The organism is Bibersteinia trehalosi, assembly GCF_004346205.1.
GTDB classification, from domain to species: Bacteria; Pseudomonadota; Gammaproteobacteria; order Enterobacterales; family Pasteurellaceae; genus Bibersteinia; species Bibersteinia trehalosi.
The window spans coordinates 220,519-237,805 of record NZ_SMAM01000004.1 but is presented as its reverse complement, the minus strand read 5'-3'; the positions used below and the strand labels follow the sequence as shown (position 1 = coordinate 237,805).

Below are 17,287 nucleotides of genomic sequence, written 5' to 3'. Positions count from 1 at the left end.
GCATTTGCAGTCACCACCGCTACGGTGTTGTTGCCGTTTACAAAGTTCACCACTTCGCCCGCAGTAATTTTCTCTACGTCTTCTCCGTTACCTGCGACTGTCCAGCTTACATTGTTAATCGTGTTAACAATATCACCAATCGTCGCAATATCGGTCGCATTTGAGTTTGGATCTACCGCCGCAGTACCGTTGGTATTGGTGATTGTAGTGCCATTACCCACTGTGATGGTGTTGCCTGCATTGTTCGTGATTGAGGTGATGTTGGTTAAATCACCTGCGACACTTACATTATAGGTAGTTAAGCCATTTCCATCCGTGCTACTGCTTAATTGAACGTTTGTGCCTGCTTCCACTACTGTGTGGTTTGCATTAACAGTATAGGTCGTTGAGCCATCAGCATTGGTTGTTGTGCTGATCGTGGTATGGTTACCGGCTTCTACCGCGACTTTACTTGCATTTAGCTGTGCTAAATTCACCGCATCTGTTGCATTTGTACCATTCGCTACATTGCTAACCGTTGCGTTGTTTACGTTAACAGTATTGTTACCTAAGCTAATGGTTGTGCCATTGTTGTTGCTGATTGACGTAATGTTCGTTAAGTCTCCCTCAACGTGGTAAGTCACATCCGCGCCACCTGTGGTTGCATTTGCAGTCACCACCGCTACGGTGTTGTTACCATCTACAAAGTTCACCACTTCACCCGCGGTAATGTTCTCTTTAATCTCGCCATTACCCGCTACTAACCAGCTTACGTTGTTAATCGTATTCACAAGGTCACCAATCGTCGCAATGTCCGTTGCGTTTGAGTTTGGATCTACCGCCGCAGTACCGTTGGTATTGGTGATTGTAGTGCCATTACCCACTGTGATGGTGTTACCTGCGTTGTTAGTAATTGATGTGATGTTGGTTAAATCACCTGCGACACTTACATTATAGGTAGTTAAGCCATTTCCATCCGTGCTACTGCTTAATTGAACGTTTGTGCCGGCTTCCACTGCTGTGTGGTTTGCATTAACAGTATAGGTCGTTGAACCGTCAGCATTGGTTGTTGTGCTGATCGTGGTATGGTTACCTGCTTCTACCGCGACTTTACTTGCATTTAGCTGTGCTAAATTCACCGCATCTGTTGCATTTGTACCATTCGCCACATTGCTAATTGTTGCATTGTTTACGTTTACGGTGTTGTTACCTAAGCTGATGGTTGTGCCATTGTTGTTGCTGATTGACGTAATGTTCGTTAAGTCACCCTCAACGTTATAAGTCACATCCGCGCCACCTGTGCTTGCATTTGCAGTTACCACCGCTACGGTGTTGTTACCATCTACAAAATTCACCACTTCGCCCGCTGTAATGTTCTCTACATCTGCTCCATTACCCGCTACCGTCCAGCTTACGTTGTTAATCGTATTCACAATGTCACCAATCGTCGCAATGTCCGTTGCGTTTGAGTTTGGATCTACCGCCGCAGTACCGTTGGTATTGGTGATTGTAGTGCCATTACCCACTGTGATGGTGTTGCCTGCATTGTTCGTGATTGAGGTGATGTTGGTTAAATCACCTGCGACACTTACATTATAGGTAGTTAAGCCATTTCCATCCGTGCTACTGCTTAATTGAACGTTTGTGCCTGCTTCCACTACTGTGTGGTTTGCATTAACAGTATAGGTCGTTGAACCGTCAGCATTGGTTGTTGTGCTGAGCGTGGTATGGTTACCTGCTTCTACCGCGACTTTACTTGCATTTAGCTGTGCTAAATTCACCGCATCTGTTGCATTTGTACCATTCGCTACATTGCTAACCGTTGCATTGTTTACGTTAACCGTGTTGTTACCTAAGCTGATGGTTGTGCCATTGTTGTTGCTGATTGACGTAATGTTCGCTAAATCACCCTCAACATGGTAAGTCACATCCGCACCACCTGTGGTTGCATTTGCAGTCACCACCGCTACGGTGTTGTTACCATCTACAAAATTCACCACTTCGCCCGCTGTAATCTTCTCAACATCTGCACCGTTACCGGCTACCGTCCAGCTTACGTTGTTAATCGTATTCACAATGTCACCAATCGTCGCAATATCCGTTGCGTTTGAGTTTGGATCTACCGCCGCTGTGCCGTTGGTATTGGTGATTGTAGTGCCGTTACCCACTGTAATGGTGTTACCTGCATTGTTCGTGATTGAGGTGATGTTGGTTAAATCACCTGCGACACTTACATTATAGGTAGTTAAGCCATTTCCATCCGTGCTACTGCTTAATTGAACGTTTGTGCCTGCTTCCACTACTGTGTGGTTTGCATTAACAGTATAGGTCGTTGAGCCGTCAGCATTGGTTGTTGTGCTGATCGTGGTATGGTTACCTGCTTCTACCGCGACTTTACTTGCATTTAGCTGTGCTAAATTCACCGCATCTGTTGCATTTGTACCATTTGCCACATTGCTAACCGTTGCATTGTTTACGTTTACGGTGTTGTTGCCTAAGCTAATACTCGTACTACCATTATTGTTGGTAATTGATGTGATATTGGTTAAGTCTCCCTCAACGCTGTAGCTAATCGTTGTGGTATTACCTTCATTAGTAACATTGACTTGCGTATTAGTGCCATTTGCAAACACAACATTATCGCCCGCTGTAACGGTATCTTTTAAGTTTGCATCTTCAGCTGTTTCTTGGAAAAGATTCCAACCTGCACTATTAATCGTTTCCACTAAAGTCGTTGCATTTACATAACTCGCCCCATCTGTTGGTGCTTCAACTTTACCATTGGTTACTGTAGTTGTGTTTGCTGTATTAACGTCATAACTTACAGAATATGATCCATCTGCATTCTGACTTACATTTGCTGTAGTACCCGTACCATTTACGTAATTAAGCGTGTCTCCTGGGTTAATTTGCGCAGAAGAACCATCACTTAAAGTGGTATTCCAGCCAGAATTATTAATTGCATTTGCTACATCTGTAACAGTAGCTATATTACCGTTTGTGGTATCCGCAACAACTGAACCATTTGCATTATTGTTTAGAGAACCTGTGTTTACATTAATAACCAGGCTACCATTTTCATTCGTACTAATTGTTGTTTCAGTGCCATTTTCAAAAGTTGGAATATCAACACTTAAATCATAATTTGTAGTGCCATTTGCATTGGTGCTAGCACTCACAAGCACTGTTCCATCCGTTGATGTCACACTGGCTTGCGTATTGGTATCAATTGCGTTTACGGTATAAACCACAGAACCATTGGTTAAGGTTGAGGTAGTTACGCTACTGATATTCTCACCCGCTGCCACAATGGATTTCTTCGCAGCTTCTTCCGCTACTAAGTAAAGCTGTGAACCGTTGATCGCATCGGTTGAATCTGCTGAGACTTGTCCTGCTGCTACATTTTGAATTTGGCGCTCTGCGCCAACTGATCCCACACTCACAACACTAACTGGGGAACTGCCTGCAAAACCACTATAACTAATACCATTTACTGTCGCCGAAGAAGTTGGCACAGCATTAGAAGTGGTTGAATTGTTACCAAGAGCAACAGAACCATCAATACTTGCGGCTGCTGAATCACCCACTGCTACTGCATTAACAGCCGTTGCCGTAGCACTTGTACCTAATGCAACGGAGCTATTAGCTGTTGCGGTTGCATTTGAACCAAATGCATTCGCTTCTGCCGCCGTAGCCTGTGCGTTAAAGCCTACTGCATTTGAGCGATAACCACTAGAAATGGCAGAATCACCCGCAGCTAATGCTGACTCCGCTGTTGCATTTGCATCGATCCCAAATGCAGCAGAACGTAAACCACTTGCAGTTGATGAATCACCAACAGCTGTTGAATAATTGCCTGTCGCATTTGCACTTTCCCCAATCGCTACTGCACTCTGTGCAATAGCATTAGCATCATTACCAATTGCAACCGCGCTATCCGCACTTGCTGTTGAACCCGTACCTACCGCTAATGAGCTCACTCCTGAGGCTGTTGTATCAGAACCAAATGCAGAGGCATTTTGGCCAGAGGCTGTTGAGTTATAACCGACAGTGGTTGCTTCTGCAGCGCTAGCCGTTGCCAAGCTACCAATAGCCACAGTGTTATTATTACTTGCTGTTGCTGCATACCCCATCGCTGTTGCAGCATAAGCAGTTGCAACAGTATTAATCCCAGCAGCAAGAGAATTCAATGCCGTTGCGCCAGCGCTCACGCCAACACCACCCAAGTTAGTTGCGCTATCGCCACCACTATTAGAACCGTTATTTACATGGAAATAATTATCTATTTCTACCGCACCTACCGCTAAATCATAAGTATAGGTTAGCGTACCATCTGCATTAGTAGTTGAAGTTGGTGTCACAGTGACGGAGCTATCTGCTGAAGTTACGATGATATTATCAGCATTCACAATATAGTTAGTTGAGCCGTCTGTATTGGTCGTACTGCTAACACTGGTGTGGTTGCCTGTTTGAACAAAGGTTTTACTTGCATTTAATTGGCTTAAATTTACCGCATCACTTGCATTAGTACCATTGGCAAGATTAGAAATCTTGGTATCACCCATATCAATACCTGCATCTTGCGATGAAATATTTGGGTCTATGGTAATGCTGTTAATCTGAAGATCTGGATTTAAGCCATAAGTAACACGGCGATCTGCTGATTGGCTAATCACCAAATTATTCCCCGCATTAAAGATCAATTGATCCCCTGGGGTTACCAAAGTTTGGTAAGAAGCTCCTTCTTGTGTACCGCTACCGCCCATAAAATCCGCAGTACCGGTTGAAACTTGGAAACCAGAATTGTTGATTGCTGCAGAAATTTGGCTCGCATTCATTAACTGGTTATTACGACTAGTCGAAACAGATGTCGCACCTGATTGTGAAATAATCAATGGTGTCGTTAGCACATTTACAGCATAGTTGGTTACGCCATCAATAACTGAAGTGGTCACATTGATTGGTGCATTTGCTGCACTTGAAGTATTGTAAGTACGGCCATAGCTTACGCTCGTCACGGTATCATTATCCGTAAACGATAAATCATAGTTAGTTGTACCATTACTATTTGTACTTTGGCTAATGGTTACTGAACCATCATCGGAAGAAATGCTGGCTTGAGTGTTAGTGTCAATCGCATTTACGGTATAAACTGTTGCGCCATTTGTTGCTGTGCTAGTTGTTACACTGCTTATATTCGCACCAGCTGCAACAACAGAATGTCTTGCCGCTTCTGCTGCCACTAAATAGAGCTGTGAGCCATTAATAGCATCAGTTGAATTGGCAGAAATATCGCCTGGTGCAACATTTTTAATTTGGCGTTCTTCACCAGCGGCACCAATACTAACATAGTCACCTGCAGCAATATTCGCATTACCCGCGAAACCTGTATAAGTAACCCCATTAACCGTTGCAGTAGTCACATTTGTTGCCGTAGATGCAGCAGAATTATTCCCCAACACGACAGAACCTTCTGTTGCTACACTAATATTCGAGCCTAGCACATAGGTGTTATTACCCATTACATTAGAATATGCACCAAATGCTCCTGCACTTGTTCCACTAACTGTTGCGCCAGTTCCCACTGCGCTAGCATAGTCGCCCGTTACGCTAGCACTAGCACCTACCGCACTACTACGATTCCCTTCCGTAACAGTTAACCAACCTAATGCAATAGAACGATTCCCCGTGGCGTTAGTACCCGCACCTAAACCAATAGCACGGTTACCTGTGGCATTCGAATTAGTGCCAATCGCGATGGCATTAGACGATGTTGCATTTGAATGTGCACCAATTGCAATAGAAGGAACTAAATCACCCTGCTCATCACCTGTAGCATCTGCAACGAAACCACCTTCTATATCAGCCAAATTTGTTGTATGTGTCGCATTTGCACCAAGACCAATCGCAATAGTTTCACGCCCTGTTGCAGTCGCATGCGCAGCAATGGCTACACTACCCATTTCTATTGCATTTGCATCAGAACCAAAAGCTATCGAATTGATCCCACTTGCTGTAGTAGAACAACCGATTGCAATAGACTGGCTTCCTGTAGCATTGGTATTATGCCCCATAGCAATAACAGAACTACTACCTGCATTAATATTCGTACCAATCCCAACTGAATTGGATACATACATTGCAGAAGCATTTGAACCCAATAATGTATTGCTTTCACCAAAAATATTTAAACTATTACCCACAGCAGTAGAGTTCGGAGACCAATTGTAAATATTATTCTGAGTACCTACGGATGTTGAACGATTACTACCTGTACTTATCTGATTGTTACTTCCTACTGCAGTACCACGATCTGCATTTACAGTATTATAAGCCCCTAACGCTGCACCATTTTCACCATTTGCTCTAGCCACCGTACCAATCGCAACGGATTGCACAGCTGTAGCACAAGAGTAACTCCCTAATGCAGTAGCATAAGTTGCTGTTGCATTAGCTAAACGACCAACCGCCGTACTCTCTTGACCAGATGCTGTCGTTGCATAACCAATTGCAACTTTTCCATAACCACTACCAGTAGTATTTGAATTATCGCCAATAGCTACATCCCCTTGACTCGCTGCTGTTACCGAAGTACCAAGTGCAGTAGCCCCAGCACCTAAAGCTTTAGCAACATAACCAAATGCTGTCGTTCTCGCACCTTGGGTTTCAGAAAGAATACCCACAACAACCGTTGTGGCTTCTGTAGTGGTTAAATTAGTACCCACCAATACATTATTCGCGCGACCACTTAAATCATGACCAATTAAAACTGATTCTCCAGCACTATTGTAGCCCGTTTGGTCATCACTCATTGCCGCAGCACCAGTTAAAGTAAGATTTCTACCAATAGCAACAGCTGGAGACTGAGCAAAACTGTCTGAGCTAATATTATTACCGTAGAGAATTTTATCTGCGCCAGTAGCTGAAATATTATTTCCTACGAGGGCACTCCAAGCAGGAGTAAATTGGCTACCTAAGCTAATGTCTGTACCATAAACTGTAAGATGACCATAGTTTGGTGGAACTGTCCCTGTTACATTCACTCCTTGGATAATATATGCAGGAATACTGCTACTCGTTCCATCAGCAGCCAATACATAATTTGAAGCTGTATCATTGACATGAACGGCTGCACTCACTCCACCAATCATTGTTGCCCCCACGCCAACAGCACTAATTGCCATTAATACGGGATTCGCTGACGATTTAGATTTCGTTTTGCCTTTTACACGTTGTAGCTCGGAAACCGCGACCCAAGTTTGAGTTGCAGCATTCCAAACAACCTTAAATACCTTATTCATAATTTAACCCTTTGGTTTGTAAAATACCTAGCAACAAAAAAAGTGTTGCTAACAACTAGGAAATACTCACCATTTCCCCACAAGGTTATTGTAATTTGCTCAAAAATAATCACTAATCACTTTGCTTTTATTTACTTTATTTACAATCAGCTAACACTTGTTCCTGATTTTTATACAAAAAAATGGCACAAGCGTCTTCGCTGTGCCATTGTGTTTTTAAAGTGTATTAAACGGAACACTCTCTATCATAACAAGCGGTAGATTTTGCGCATTTTTCTGCAAAATCCACCGCTTGCGCTATGCATTAATTTCTCTGAGTAAATTTTCTACAAATTCTAACCGCTTGCTATTTTCTTCGAGTGGCAATCTAAACTTGAATTTTACTGCCCCTTCAAAGCTATATACCGCAGGTTGTTTCTGAATCAAGGTGATAAATTTCATAGGATCAGGTGTTGCAGTTGGTTTAAATTCTAGGAAACCGCCATTGATGCCAGCCTCCACTTTTTTCAAGCCAAGTTTTTGAGCAATAAATCGCAATTGAGTGATTTGGAATAAGTTTTTGGTTGCCTCTGGTAATAAGCCAAAACGGTCAATCAGCTCAATTTTGAGATCTTTCAGTTGGGTTTCATTTTCACTGCTTGCGATGCGTTTATAGAAGGATAAACGCATATTGACATCAGGCAGGTAATCATCAGGGATTAACGCAGGAACACGCAGTTCAATCTCCGCTTGATTTTGGGTGATTTCATCAAGGCTCGGCTCTCGCCCTTCTTGTAAAGCTTTGACTGCACTTTCTAGTAAATCCATATAAAGCGAAAAACCGATAGATTCAATTTGTCCGCTCTGTTCCGAGCCAAGTAATTCGCCTGCACCACGGATTTCTAAATCGTGGGTCGCCAACGCAAAACCTGCCCCGAGATTATCAATGGTACTCATCGCCTCCAAGCGTTGCTCGGCATCTTTGGTGAGTGTTTTCGGGTGTGGGGTGAGCATATAGGCGTAGGCTTGGTGGTGCGAACGTCCGACTCGTCCTCGCAGTTGGTGCAGTTGTGCCAGCCCGAATTTGTCCGCCCGTTCGATAATAATGGTATTGGCAGTCGGCACGTCAATCCCCGTTTCAATAATGGTGGAGCAGACCAGCAGATTAAAGCGTTGATGATAAAAATCGCTCATCACCCGCTCCAATTCACGCTCACGCATCTGCCCGTGTCCGATCACAATTCTTGCCTCTGGCACAAGTTCTGCCAATTTCTCGGCACAGTTTTCAATGGTTGCCACATCGTTGTGCAGGTAGTAAACCTGCCCACCACGTAGAATTTCACGCAAAATTGCCTCACGGATTACCATTTCATCACTTTGTCGCACAAAGGTTTTGATTGAAAGTCGGCGAGCCGGCGGGCTGGCGATAATCGAGAGATCTCGCATTCCGTTGAGCGCCATATTCAGCGTTCTTGGAATTGGCGTAGCGGTGAGGGTTAGAATATCCACATTGGCACGCAGTTGTTTGATCTTCTCTTTTTGGCGTACGCCGAAACGGTGTTCCTCATCAATCACCAGCAAGCCAAGATCACGGAACGCTACATCGTCTTGCAACAATTTGTGCGTGCCGACCAAAATATCCACTTTGCCCTCCGCCACATTTTGCAAAATCGTTTTCTGCTCTTTGGCGGTTTTAAAGCGAGAGAGAACTTCCACATTCACAGGATAGTTGGCGAAACGATCTTTGAAATTCTCATAATGCTGTTGGGCAAGCAAGGTGGTTGGGGCAAGAATGGCAACCTGTTTATGGTTCATCACCGCTAAGAAAGTCGCTCGAATGGCCACTTCGGTTTTGCCGAAGCCGACATCGCCACACACTAATCTATCCATCGCTTTGGCTTGGCACATATCGCTAATTACGGCATTGATGGCAATTTTCTGATCGTCTGTTTCCTCGTAAGGGAAAGTGGCACTAAACTGGTCAAATTCCGCTTTGTCGTAGGCAAAAGCAAAACCGGTTTGGCTTTCTCGTTTGGCGTAAACATCGAGCAATTCTGCCGCCACATCACGGATTTTTTCCGCTGCTTTCTGACGGGTTTTCGCCCACGCCTCACTGCCTAATTTGTGCAGCGGTGCGGTTTCGTCCGCCCCACCGATATAACGGCTGATTAAATGGAGCGAAGCAACCGGCACATAGAGTTTGGCATCGTTAGCATAATGTAGCACGAGATATTCGGCTTTAATCCCACCGGCGTCCAGCACAGTTAAACCGCCGTAACGCCCCACGCCGTTTTCCAAATGCACCACCGCCTGCCCGATTTTCAGTTCGGCAAGGTTGCGAATTAGGGTATCAGGATTGACGGTTTTGCGGTTTTTCTCACGCCGTGTTTGCACCTTTTCGCCGAGAAGATCGGTTTCGCAGATGATGGCAAGATCTGAGGAGGAGAAGAAACTCCCCCTCCCGTTTACGGGAGGGGGTGGGGGGGAGGGGAGCAAATCGGAGATTTGCCCTGTGGTTGCAACGCTATTGCAATCCCCCCTCCCTAACCCTCCCCCGTGAACGGGGGAGGGGACTTGATTGATAACAAACCCCTGATCAAGCGGTGAAATTATCAAAGAAAATGGCAAATCTTGTGCTTCATCTAATGAGTTTACCTGCTTCGGCTTCACCCCAATCGGGGCAAGCAGATCCAAAAGCGTTTCTCGTCTCCCTTCGCTTTCTACCGAAAAGAGAATACCGCCTTTAAATTTTTGGCGGAATTGTTGCAATGGGCCAAAAGGTTCTTTTGTACCTGATTGAATAGCAATGTCGGGTAAATTTACGACGTTTGCATTCATTTTCGCTGCGGATTTGCGAATTTTCTCGCTGGTGAGTGTTAAACGTGGGTAGGCTTTAAGCCAACGTTGTACATCATCAATCGCAAACCAGAGATCGCTCGGTGGGAGTAGCGGACGCATTGGATCAACTCGTCTGCTCTCATAGCGATGATGGGTATCTTGTTGAAATTGCTCGGCTTTCTCTTTGATACCCTCATAAGTAATAAAGAGACTATTTTCAGGCAGATAATCAAACAGGCTTGCCATTTCATCAAAAAAGAGCGGTTGCCAGTATTCAATCCCTGCATTTAACACGCCTTTGCTAACCTGCTGATAAATATGCTCCGGCTCACGGCGGATTTCACCAAAGGTTTCACGGAATTTCGCTCTAAAATGCTCGATACCATTGCTATCTGTCGGGAACTCGTGAGCCGGCAATAGATTGATTTCACTGATTTCGGCAAGGGTGCGTTGGCTATCCACATCAAAAGTGCGGATAGAATCAATCTCATCATCAAAAAAATCTAAGCGGAATGGGGCTTCTGCACCCATTGGGTATAAATCCAAAATTGAGCCACGCACCGCATATTCACCGTATTCCAACACCTGCTCTACCGCCCGATAGCCAGCATTTTCTAGTTGTAAACGTAGTTTTTGAATGGAAAAACGGTCGCCTTTTTTAATTAAAAAAACGTTATTGCTCAGATAATTGGGCGGACAGACTTTTTGTAATAGGGTTGCCACAGGGAGCAAGATAATCTGTTTCTGACCTTGTTGCAGTTGAAACAGTGCAGAAAGCCGTGCAGAGATAATATCTTGATGAGGCGAAAAATTATCATAAGGCAAGGTTTCCCAATCGGGGAAAAGCTGTACAGGAAGCTGAGCAAATTGCGGTAGGGATTTTTCTAATCGCAATGCTGTACGAGTATCAGGGGTAACAACGATAGTTAAGCCATTAAACTCTCGGGCAGATTGGCTGATAGCAAGAACATCAGCATGCCCGATGAGGTTTCCAAGTGTTTGATGATCTTGAAATTTACCGCCTAGTTGCGGTAGGTTGAATTGAATGAGCGATGACATACAAGCGGTTTAAAATTGATGATTTTTTGCAAAATGGGGGTAGTTTAACATTTTGTGGAAAAATCAGGAAATTCGACCGCTTGTGACAGAAAATGTGCGATCACTCCCCTGCTCTAACCACTCCATTTGTTTGAGCTGATCGTGGGTAATTGCGGTAACGAAAACTTGTGAACCACTTTGGCGTAAGCGGTGAGCGAGTAACTCTCGTTTAACAGGATCAAGTTCTGAAGCAAAATCATCAATTAAAAACAGACATTGACGCTCTTTTTGTGCCACAAGATATTCGCCTTGAGCAAGGCGTAAAGCACACATTAGCAATTTAAGCTGCCCACGAGAAAGCACATCTTCTACAGGTAAACCATTCGCACGGAAACGAAAATCTGCTTTTTGCGGGCCAATCATCGTGTAACCAAGATTTTTATCACGCTCAAATCCTTGAGCAAGAATTTCCAGATAATCTGCCCCTTTTTCCCAGCCTTGATGAAAACTCACACTAATTTCCAACTCAGGCAAGAAAAAACGACAAGTCTTTTCAATTTCAGGGCGCAATGCTTCAGCATACATCGCGCGCATCTCGCTCACACTATGGGCGAGTTTTGCTAGCTCTATATCCCAAAATTTCAGTTCTGTATAGTCGCGCACTTGATTAAGCGCAGCATTGCGCTGCTTTAACAGGCGTTTGAGATCAGACCATAGTCGATGAAATTCGGTATATTGATGAAAAAGCCCCCAGTCTAAAAAAGCACGTCGATAAGTTGGTCCACCATTTAGTAGAGTGAGCCCTTCTGGGGTAATCACTTGCATTGGGAGTAAATGAGCAAGATCAGCAATTTTTTTGGCATCTTCGCCGTTAATTTTCAATTTGGTATCACCTTGGCGATTTTTCTGCAAGCCAACCGACCATTCATGCTTGTCTTCTTCAATTTTGCCAAAGAGCGTGAACTCATCATGATCGTAATGAATAATGCGATTGCTAATATGACTTTTAAATGAGCGCCCATGCCCGAGATAGAAAATCCCCTCCAGCAAGCTGGTTTTACCACTTCCATTTGCTCCCACTAAAAAATTAAAGCCGTGGCTTAAATCCAGATCCACTGCGGTTAAATTTCGAAAGTTGTTAATGATTAGTCGGGAAAGGGACATACAAGCGGTAAAAAATTAAAGTCAAAATACAAAATGGAGGGTACATGCTAGGAAAAGGCTTTATCCTAAAGTAGAAATTGCATGCCGGACGGGGATAACCCCGCCCTAGCAATGATTATCGCAATAATTAAAGTCGCATTGGCATCACAACATATTCCGCCGTGCTGTTATCACAATCTTCAATCAAGCAACTAGAACCCACATCAACTAAACTCATGCGTACTCGTTGGCATTTCAAGGTATTCAACACATCAAGTAAGTAGCTCACATTAAAGCCCACTTCCATTGGTGTGCTTTGATAAGCCACATCAAGGATTTCTTCCACTTCCTCTTGTTCTGGGTTGTTTGCAGTAATTTTAAGCAGATTATCGCTTAGCGCTAAGCGCACTCCGCGCAAACGCTCGTTTGAAAGAATTGCAGCACGAACCAGTGAGCGTTTTAGGCTTTCCGCATCGGCTTCTAAAATTCGCTCTGGGTTACGCGGGAAGACCCGGCGATAGTCAGGGAAACGGCCATCAATCAATTTTGAGGTAAAAACGATACCGTTCATTGAAACACGTAAATTATTGGTGCCAATTTCTAAACGCACAGCATCTTCCCCCCCGCTAATTAAGCGGGCTAACTCTACCACTGCTTTACGAGGCACAATAACAGAATGCGTTGATAGCTCTTGGCTAAGCGGCATAGTACAAACAGCTAAACGGTGTCCATCCGTTGCAACTGTGCGTAACAAATTACCTTCAGTTTCAAACTTCATACCGTTTAAGAAATAGCGGGCATCATCTTTTGCCATTGAAAATTGTGTTGCATCAATCAGGCGCGCAAGTGTAGATTGATCGATCGTAAAATCAACTTCTGGGCTCCAATCCATTAAATTTGGATATTCGCTAGCAGGTAATGTCGCTAAATTAAATTTGCTTCGATCTGCACGAATTAAGGCACGATCTTCCTCGAACTGGATCGAAATAACACTATCTTCTGGCAAACTACGACAAATATCTAAAAACTTTTTCGCGGGAATGGTAAATTTTTCTGCTTTTTTGACCGCTTCAAACAGCTCCGCCTGCGTAGTTAGCTCAACTTCAAGGTCGGTTGCCGTTAGTGATAGCTGTTTGCCATTCGTTTCTAGCAAAATATTGTTGATTATTGGCAGGGTTGGACGACTGCTCAATACGCCACAAACCTGTTGCAATGGTTTGAGCAACTGTTCTCGGGTAATGGTAAATTGCATAAACAAGTCCTTATGACGATAGTTTGCGGGTTAAATTGGTATAATCTTCTTGAATGCTGCTATCTTCAGCACATAATTCATTGATTGTTTTACAGGCGTGAATTACCGTTGTGTGATCTCGCCCAAATTCTCGCCCAATTTCAGGCAAGCTGTGTGTAGTAAGTTCTTTAGCAAGAGCCATAGCCATTTGTCTTGGTCGCGCCACAGAACGTGAACGACTTTTTGATTTAAGATCAGCTACTTTGATATTGTAATATTCTGCCACTGTCCGCTGAATATTTTCGATCGTGATCAAAGAATCATAGGCTGCAAAACGATCCTTTAATGCTTCTCGCACAAAATCGACCGTAATTGGGCGGCGAGTAAACCCTGAAGTTGCAATAACACTATTTAATGCACCTTCTAATTCACGTACGTTAGTCCGCATTTTCTGCGCAAGGAAAAATGCCGCATCTTCTCGCAATTCTAAAGGGAAACCATAAGTAGCCAAAAATTCTGCTGCTTGGTTTTCAACCTTTTTCATCAAAATTGCCACTCGGGTTTCTAATTCTGGCGGTTCAATCGCGGCACTGATTCCCCAACTTAAGCGAGAACGCATCCGTTCTTCAATATTTTCGATATTTTTCGGGAAAACATCAGAGGCCACAATAATCTGTTTATCCTGCTCTAAAAGAGAATTAAAAGTATGGAAGAATTCTTCTTGTGAGCCCTCTTTTTTAGCGAAAAACTGAATGTCGTCCACCATTAATACATCAATTGAACGGTAGAATTTCTTAAAATTCTCCATTTTATTGCTTTGTAATGCACTCACCATCGCACGGGTAAAACTTTCGGCTTGAATATAAAGTACTTTTGCCGATGGGTTCTGTTTCAGAATTTCATTTCCAATTGCATGTAGCAGATGGGTTTTTCCTAAACCCGTGCTTCCATAAAGTGAAAAGGGGTTATAGGTATTTCTTCCTGGATTATTCGCAACTTGCTGGGCAATCGCTTTTGCCAACTGGTTTGAGTTACCCTGTACAAAGTTGTCAAAAGTTAATGTTGAATTAAGATTAGTGCGGATCTGACTTACTTCTGGCTCCTGTGGCGCTCTAGCGCTAACCACTGCTGGCTTTTCTTCAACATCAAAACGATCTTTTACTATCACGCTCAAAGTTGGATCTTGTGAAAGATAACGAGCAAGATCTTGGATCTCTCCAAGAAAAGATTCTTTTACCCAATTAGCCACAATCGGATTCTGAGCATAGAGGATGAGTTCTCCCTTATTCATTGTTGCCTTTAGCGGACGTAGGCAAGCACTATAATCTGATGGTGATACTTTTGACTGCAAATGACTTAAACAATCAGACCAAAGGGAAGACACAATCTACTCCAAAATTATAGAAAAAAGGGTTGTTAATAATACCTGAAAAAGTATGGAAAAGCTTGTGAATTTTTTGTGGATCTTTATCCAATGATCGCTTCACCAACAACAAAAAACCCCCGACAAGCGGGGGTTTTTCTTCTTTATTTTGCCGATTAAGCTTGAGCTTTCTCAACAACACGAACTAAAGTATGTGATTTAGTTTTAGAGAGTGGACGACACTCTTTGATTTCAACTACATCGCCTAATTTAGCTTCGTTGTTTTCATCGTGTACGTGAAGTTTAGTAGTACGACGGATAAACTTACCATAGATTGGGTGTTTAACTGTACGTTCGATAGCAACTACAAATGATTTATCCATTTTGTCGCTAACCACTTTACCTTGTACTGTACGAATTTTATCAGTCATTATTCACCCGCCTTTTCGGTTAATACAGTTTTCACTTGTGCAATGCTACGACGCACTTGTTTTAACTGATGGGTTTGTTGAAGCTGACCGGTGGCTGCTTGCATACGCAATTTGAATTGCTCACCTAAAAGGTTCACTAACTCAGCATTCAGCTCTTCAACAGATTTATTACGTAGTTCTTGAGCTTTCATTACATCACCGTCTTAGTTACAAATGTGGTTTTGAACGGAAGTTTAGCTGCTGCTAATGCAAATGCATTACGTGCAACTTCTTCAGATACACCATCCATTTCATATAATACTTTACCCGGTTGGATTAAGGCTACCCAGTACTCAACGTTACCTTTACCTTTACCCATACGGACTTCTAATGGTTTTTCAGTAATTGGTTTGTCTGGGAACACACGGATCCAGATTTTACCTTGACGTTTTACCGCACGAGTCATCGCACGACGTGCTGCTTCGATTTGACGAGCAGTTAAACGACCACGACCAATCGCTTTTAAACCGAATGTACCGAAGCTCACTTCAGTACCGCCCGCGATACCACGGTTACGGCCTTTGTGTACTTTACGGAATTTTGTACGTTTTGGTTGTAACATTCAGTGATTCTCCTTATTTACGACCTTTGCGAGCTGGCTTTTTAGGCTGTGCCGCTGGTTCTTTTTCAGATTCAATCACTGCAGCCATACCACCGAGGATTTCACCTTTGAAGATCCACACTTTGATACCGATTACACCGTATGTAGTGTGTGCTTCAGCAGTGTTGTAATCGATGTCCGCACGTAAAGTATGTAGAGGCACACGACCTTCACGATACCATTCTGAACGTGCGATTTCTGCACCACCTAAACGACCGCTAACTTCAACTTTGATACCTTTAGCACCTAAACGCATTGCGTTCTGTACTGCTTTTTTCATCGCACGACGGAACATTACACGGCGTTCAAGTTGAGAAGCGATGCTATCCGCAACTAATTTTGCATCAAGCTCAGGTTTTTTCACTTCAGCAATGTTGATTTGTGCTGGAACGCCCGCGATTTTCGCAACTGCGTTACGTAATTTCTCAACATCTTCGCCTTTTTTACCGATAACGATACCAGGACGAGCTGTGTGAATAGTTACACGAATGCTTTTTGCTGGACGCTCGATAGTGATACGAGATACAGAAGCGTTCGCTAACTCTTTGTTTAAAAATTGACGTACTTTGAAATCGCCTTCTAAATTATCAGCGAAATCTTGTGTATTCGCAAACCAAGTAGAGCTCCAAGGCTTAACAATACCTAGGCGAATACCATGTGGATGGACTTTTTGACCCATTTTCTGTTATTCCTCTACTTAATTAACGATCTGATACTACCACAGTGATGTGGCTAGTACGTTTTAAAATACGATCTGCACGACCTTTAGCACGTGGCATTACACGTTTCATGCTTGGACCTTCATCAACGAAGATTTTAGCAACTTTAAGATCATCGACATCTGCACCGTCATTGTGCTCTGCGTTTGCAATAGCTGATTCTAATACTTTCTTAACAAGCGCTGCTGCTTTTTTGTTAGTGAAAGTTAAGATTTCTAGTGCTTGCGCAACTTTTTTACCGCGAATTAAATCAGCAACTAAGCGAGCTTTTTGGGCAGAAGTACGAGCGTAACGATGTTTAGCAATAGTTTCCATCTTTTACCTCTTATTTCTTAGCTTTCTTATCTGCGGCGTGACCGCGGTATGTACGAGTCGGTGCAAATTCACCTAATTTATGACCGATCATTTCGTCGGAAACATAAACTGGAACGTGCTGACGACCATTATGGACTGCGATGGTCAAACCAATCATTGATGGAATGATCATTGAACGACGGGACCAAGTTTTGATTGGTTTTTTATCCCCGCTTTCCACCGCCTTCTCTACCTTCTTCAACAAGTGTAGGTCAAGGAAAGGACCTTTCTTGAGGGAACGTGGCATTGGTGTTTACCTTTTAGTTAATGA

At 43.4% G+C, this 17,287-nt stretch carries 11 protein-coding genes; all 11 read right to left on the bottom strand.

What is annotated here, in order from left to right:
* Positions 1 to 7,280, bottom strand: a 7,280-nt coding sequence (locus EDC51_RS05890; protein WP_282957652.1) for an ESPR-type extended signal peptide-containing protein, incomplete at its 3' end; no start/stop codon positions are given.
* A gap of 297 nt (positions 7,281 to 7,577) precedes the next feature.
* Entirely contained in the window at positions 7,578 to 11,156 is a 3,579-nt protein-coding gene (mfd, locus tag EDC51_RS05885; protein ID WP_131928428.1) for a transcription-repair coupling factor, read from the bottom strand.
* A 63-nt stretch (positions 11,157 to 11,219) separates the two neighbouring features.
* Positions 11,220 to 12,299 (bottom strand): DNA replication/repair protein RecF, encoded by a 1,080-nt coding sequence (gene recF / locus EDC51_RS05880; protein WP_131928427.1) that lies wholly within the window; start codon positions 12,297 to 12,299, stop codon positions 11,220 to 11,222.
* A gap of 127 nt (positions 12,300 to 12,426) precedes the next feature.
* A complete protein-coding gene (dnaN, locus tag EDC51_RS05875) occupies positions 12,427 to 13,530 on the bottom strand; it encodes a DNA polymerase III subunit beta (RefSeq protein ID WP_015433494.1) in 1,104 nt (367 codons plus the stop codon).
* Between the two features lie 10 nt (positions 13,531 to 13,540).
* Positions 13,541 to 14,893 carry a chromosomal replication initiator protein DnaA gene (gene dnaA / locus EDC51_RS05870; protein WP_131928426.1) on the bottom strand — a complete coding sequence of 451 codons (1,353 nt, stop codon included), beginning with the start codon at positions 14,891 to 14,893 and terminating at the stop codon, positions 13,541 to 13,543.
* A 155-nt stretch (positions 14,894 to 15,048) separates the two neighbouring features.
* Positions 15,049 to 15,303, bottom strand: coding sequence for a 30S ribosomal protein S17 (gene rpsQ / locus EDC51_RS05865; RefSeq protein WP_015433496.1), 255 nt, complete (start codon positions 15,301 to 15,303; stop codon positions 15,049 to 15,051).
* Positions 15,303 to 15,494: a 50S ribosomal protein L29 gene (gene rpmC, locus EDC51_RS05860; RefSeq protein ID WP_015433497.1), complete on the bottom strand. Its 192-nt coding sequence runs from the start codon at positions 15,492 to 15,494 to the stop codon at positions 15,303 to 15,305. Before rpmC ends, rpsQ begins: the two co-directional genes overlap by 1 nt.
* A complete protein-coding gene (gene rplP, locus EDC51_RS05855) occupies positions 15,494 to 15,904 on the bottom strand; it encodes a 50S ribosomal protein L16 (protein WP_015433498.1) in 411 nt (136 codons plus the stop codon). Before rplP ends, rpmC begins: the two co-directional genes overlap by 1 nt.
* A gap of 13 nt (positions 15,905 to 15,917) precedes the next feature.
* The gene (gene rpsC, locus EDC51_RS05850) at positions 15,918 to 16,622 is read right to left on the bottom strand and encodes a 30S ribosomal protein S3 (protein ID WP_015433499.1); all 705 of its coding nucleotides are present in this window, start codon (positions 16,620 to 16,622) and stop codon (positions 15,918 to 15,920) included.
* Positions 16,623 to 16,644: 22 nt separating this feature from the next.
* A complete protein-coding gene (gene rplV / locus EDC51_RS05845; RefSeq protein WP_005599292.1) occupies positions 16,645 to 16,977 on the bottom strand; it encodes a 50S ribosomal protein L22 in 333 nt (110 codons plus the stop codon).
* 10 nt (positions 16,978 to 16,987) lie between these two features.
* Entirely contained in the window at positions 16,988 to 17,263 is a 276-nt protein-coding gene (gene rpsS, locus EDC51_RS05840; protein WP_005539416.1) for a 30S ribosomal protein S19, read from the bottom strand.
* Positions 17,264 to 17,287: the final 24 nt, after the last annotated feature.

Excerpts from the sequence above, each read along its gene's own strand:
- rplV (WP_005599292.1), bottom strand. The coding sequence starts at position 16,977 with ATGGAAACTATTGCTAAACATCGTTACGCTCGTACTTCTGCCCAAAAA.
- recF (WP_131928427.1), bottom strand. The coding sequence starts at position 12,299 with ATGTCCCTTTCCCGACTAATCATTAACAACTTTCGAAATTTAACCGCA.
- rpsC (WP_015433499.1), bottom strand. The coding sequence starts at position 16,622 with ATGGGTCAAAAAGTCCATCCACATGGTATTCGCCTAGGTATTGTTAAG.
- rplP (WP_015433498.1), bottom strand. The coding sequence starts at position 15,904 with ATGTTACAACCAAAACGTACAAAATTCCGTAAAGTACACAAAGGCCGT.
- rpmC (WP_015433497.1), bottom strand. The coding sequence starts at position 15,494 with ATGAAAGCTCAAGAACTACGTAATAAATCTGTTGAAGAGCTGAATGCT.
- mfd (WP_131928428.1), bottom strand. The coding sequence starts at position 11,156 with ATGTCATCGCTCATTCAATTCAACCTACCGCAACTAGGCGGTAAATTT.
- rpsS (WP_005539416.1), bottom strand. The coding sequence starts at position 17,263 with ATGCCACGTTCCCTCAAGAAAGGTCCTTTCCTTGACCTACACTTGTTG.
- dnaN (WP_015433494.1), bottom strand. The coding sequence starts at position 13,530 with ATGCAATTTACCATTACCCGAGAACAGTTGCTCAAACCATTGCAACAG.
- rpsQ (WP_015433496.1), bottom strand. The coding sequence starts at position 15,303 with ATGACTGATAAAATTCGTACAGTACAAGGTAAAGTGGTTAGCGACAAA.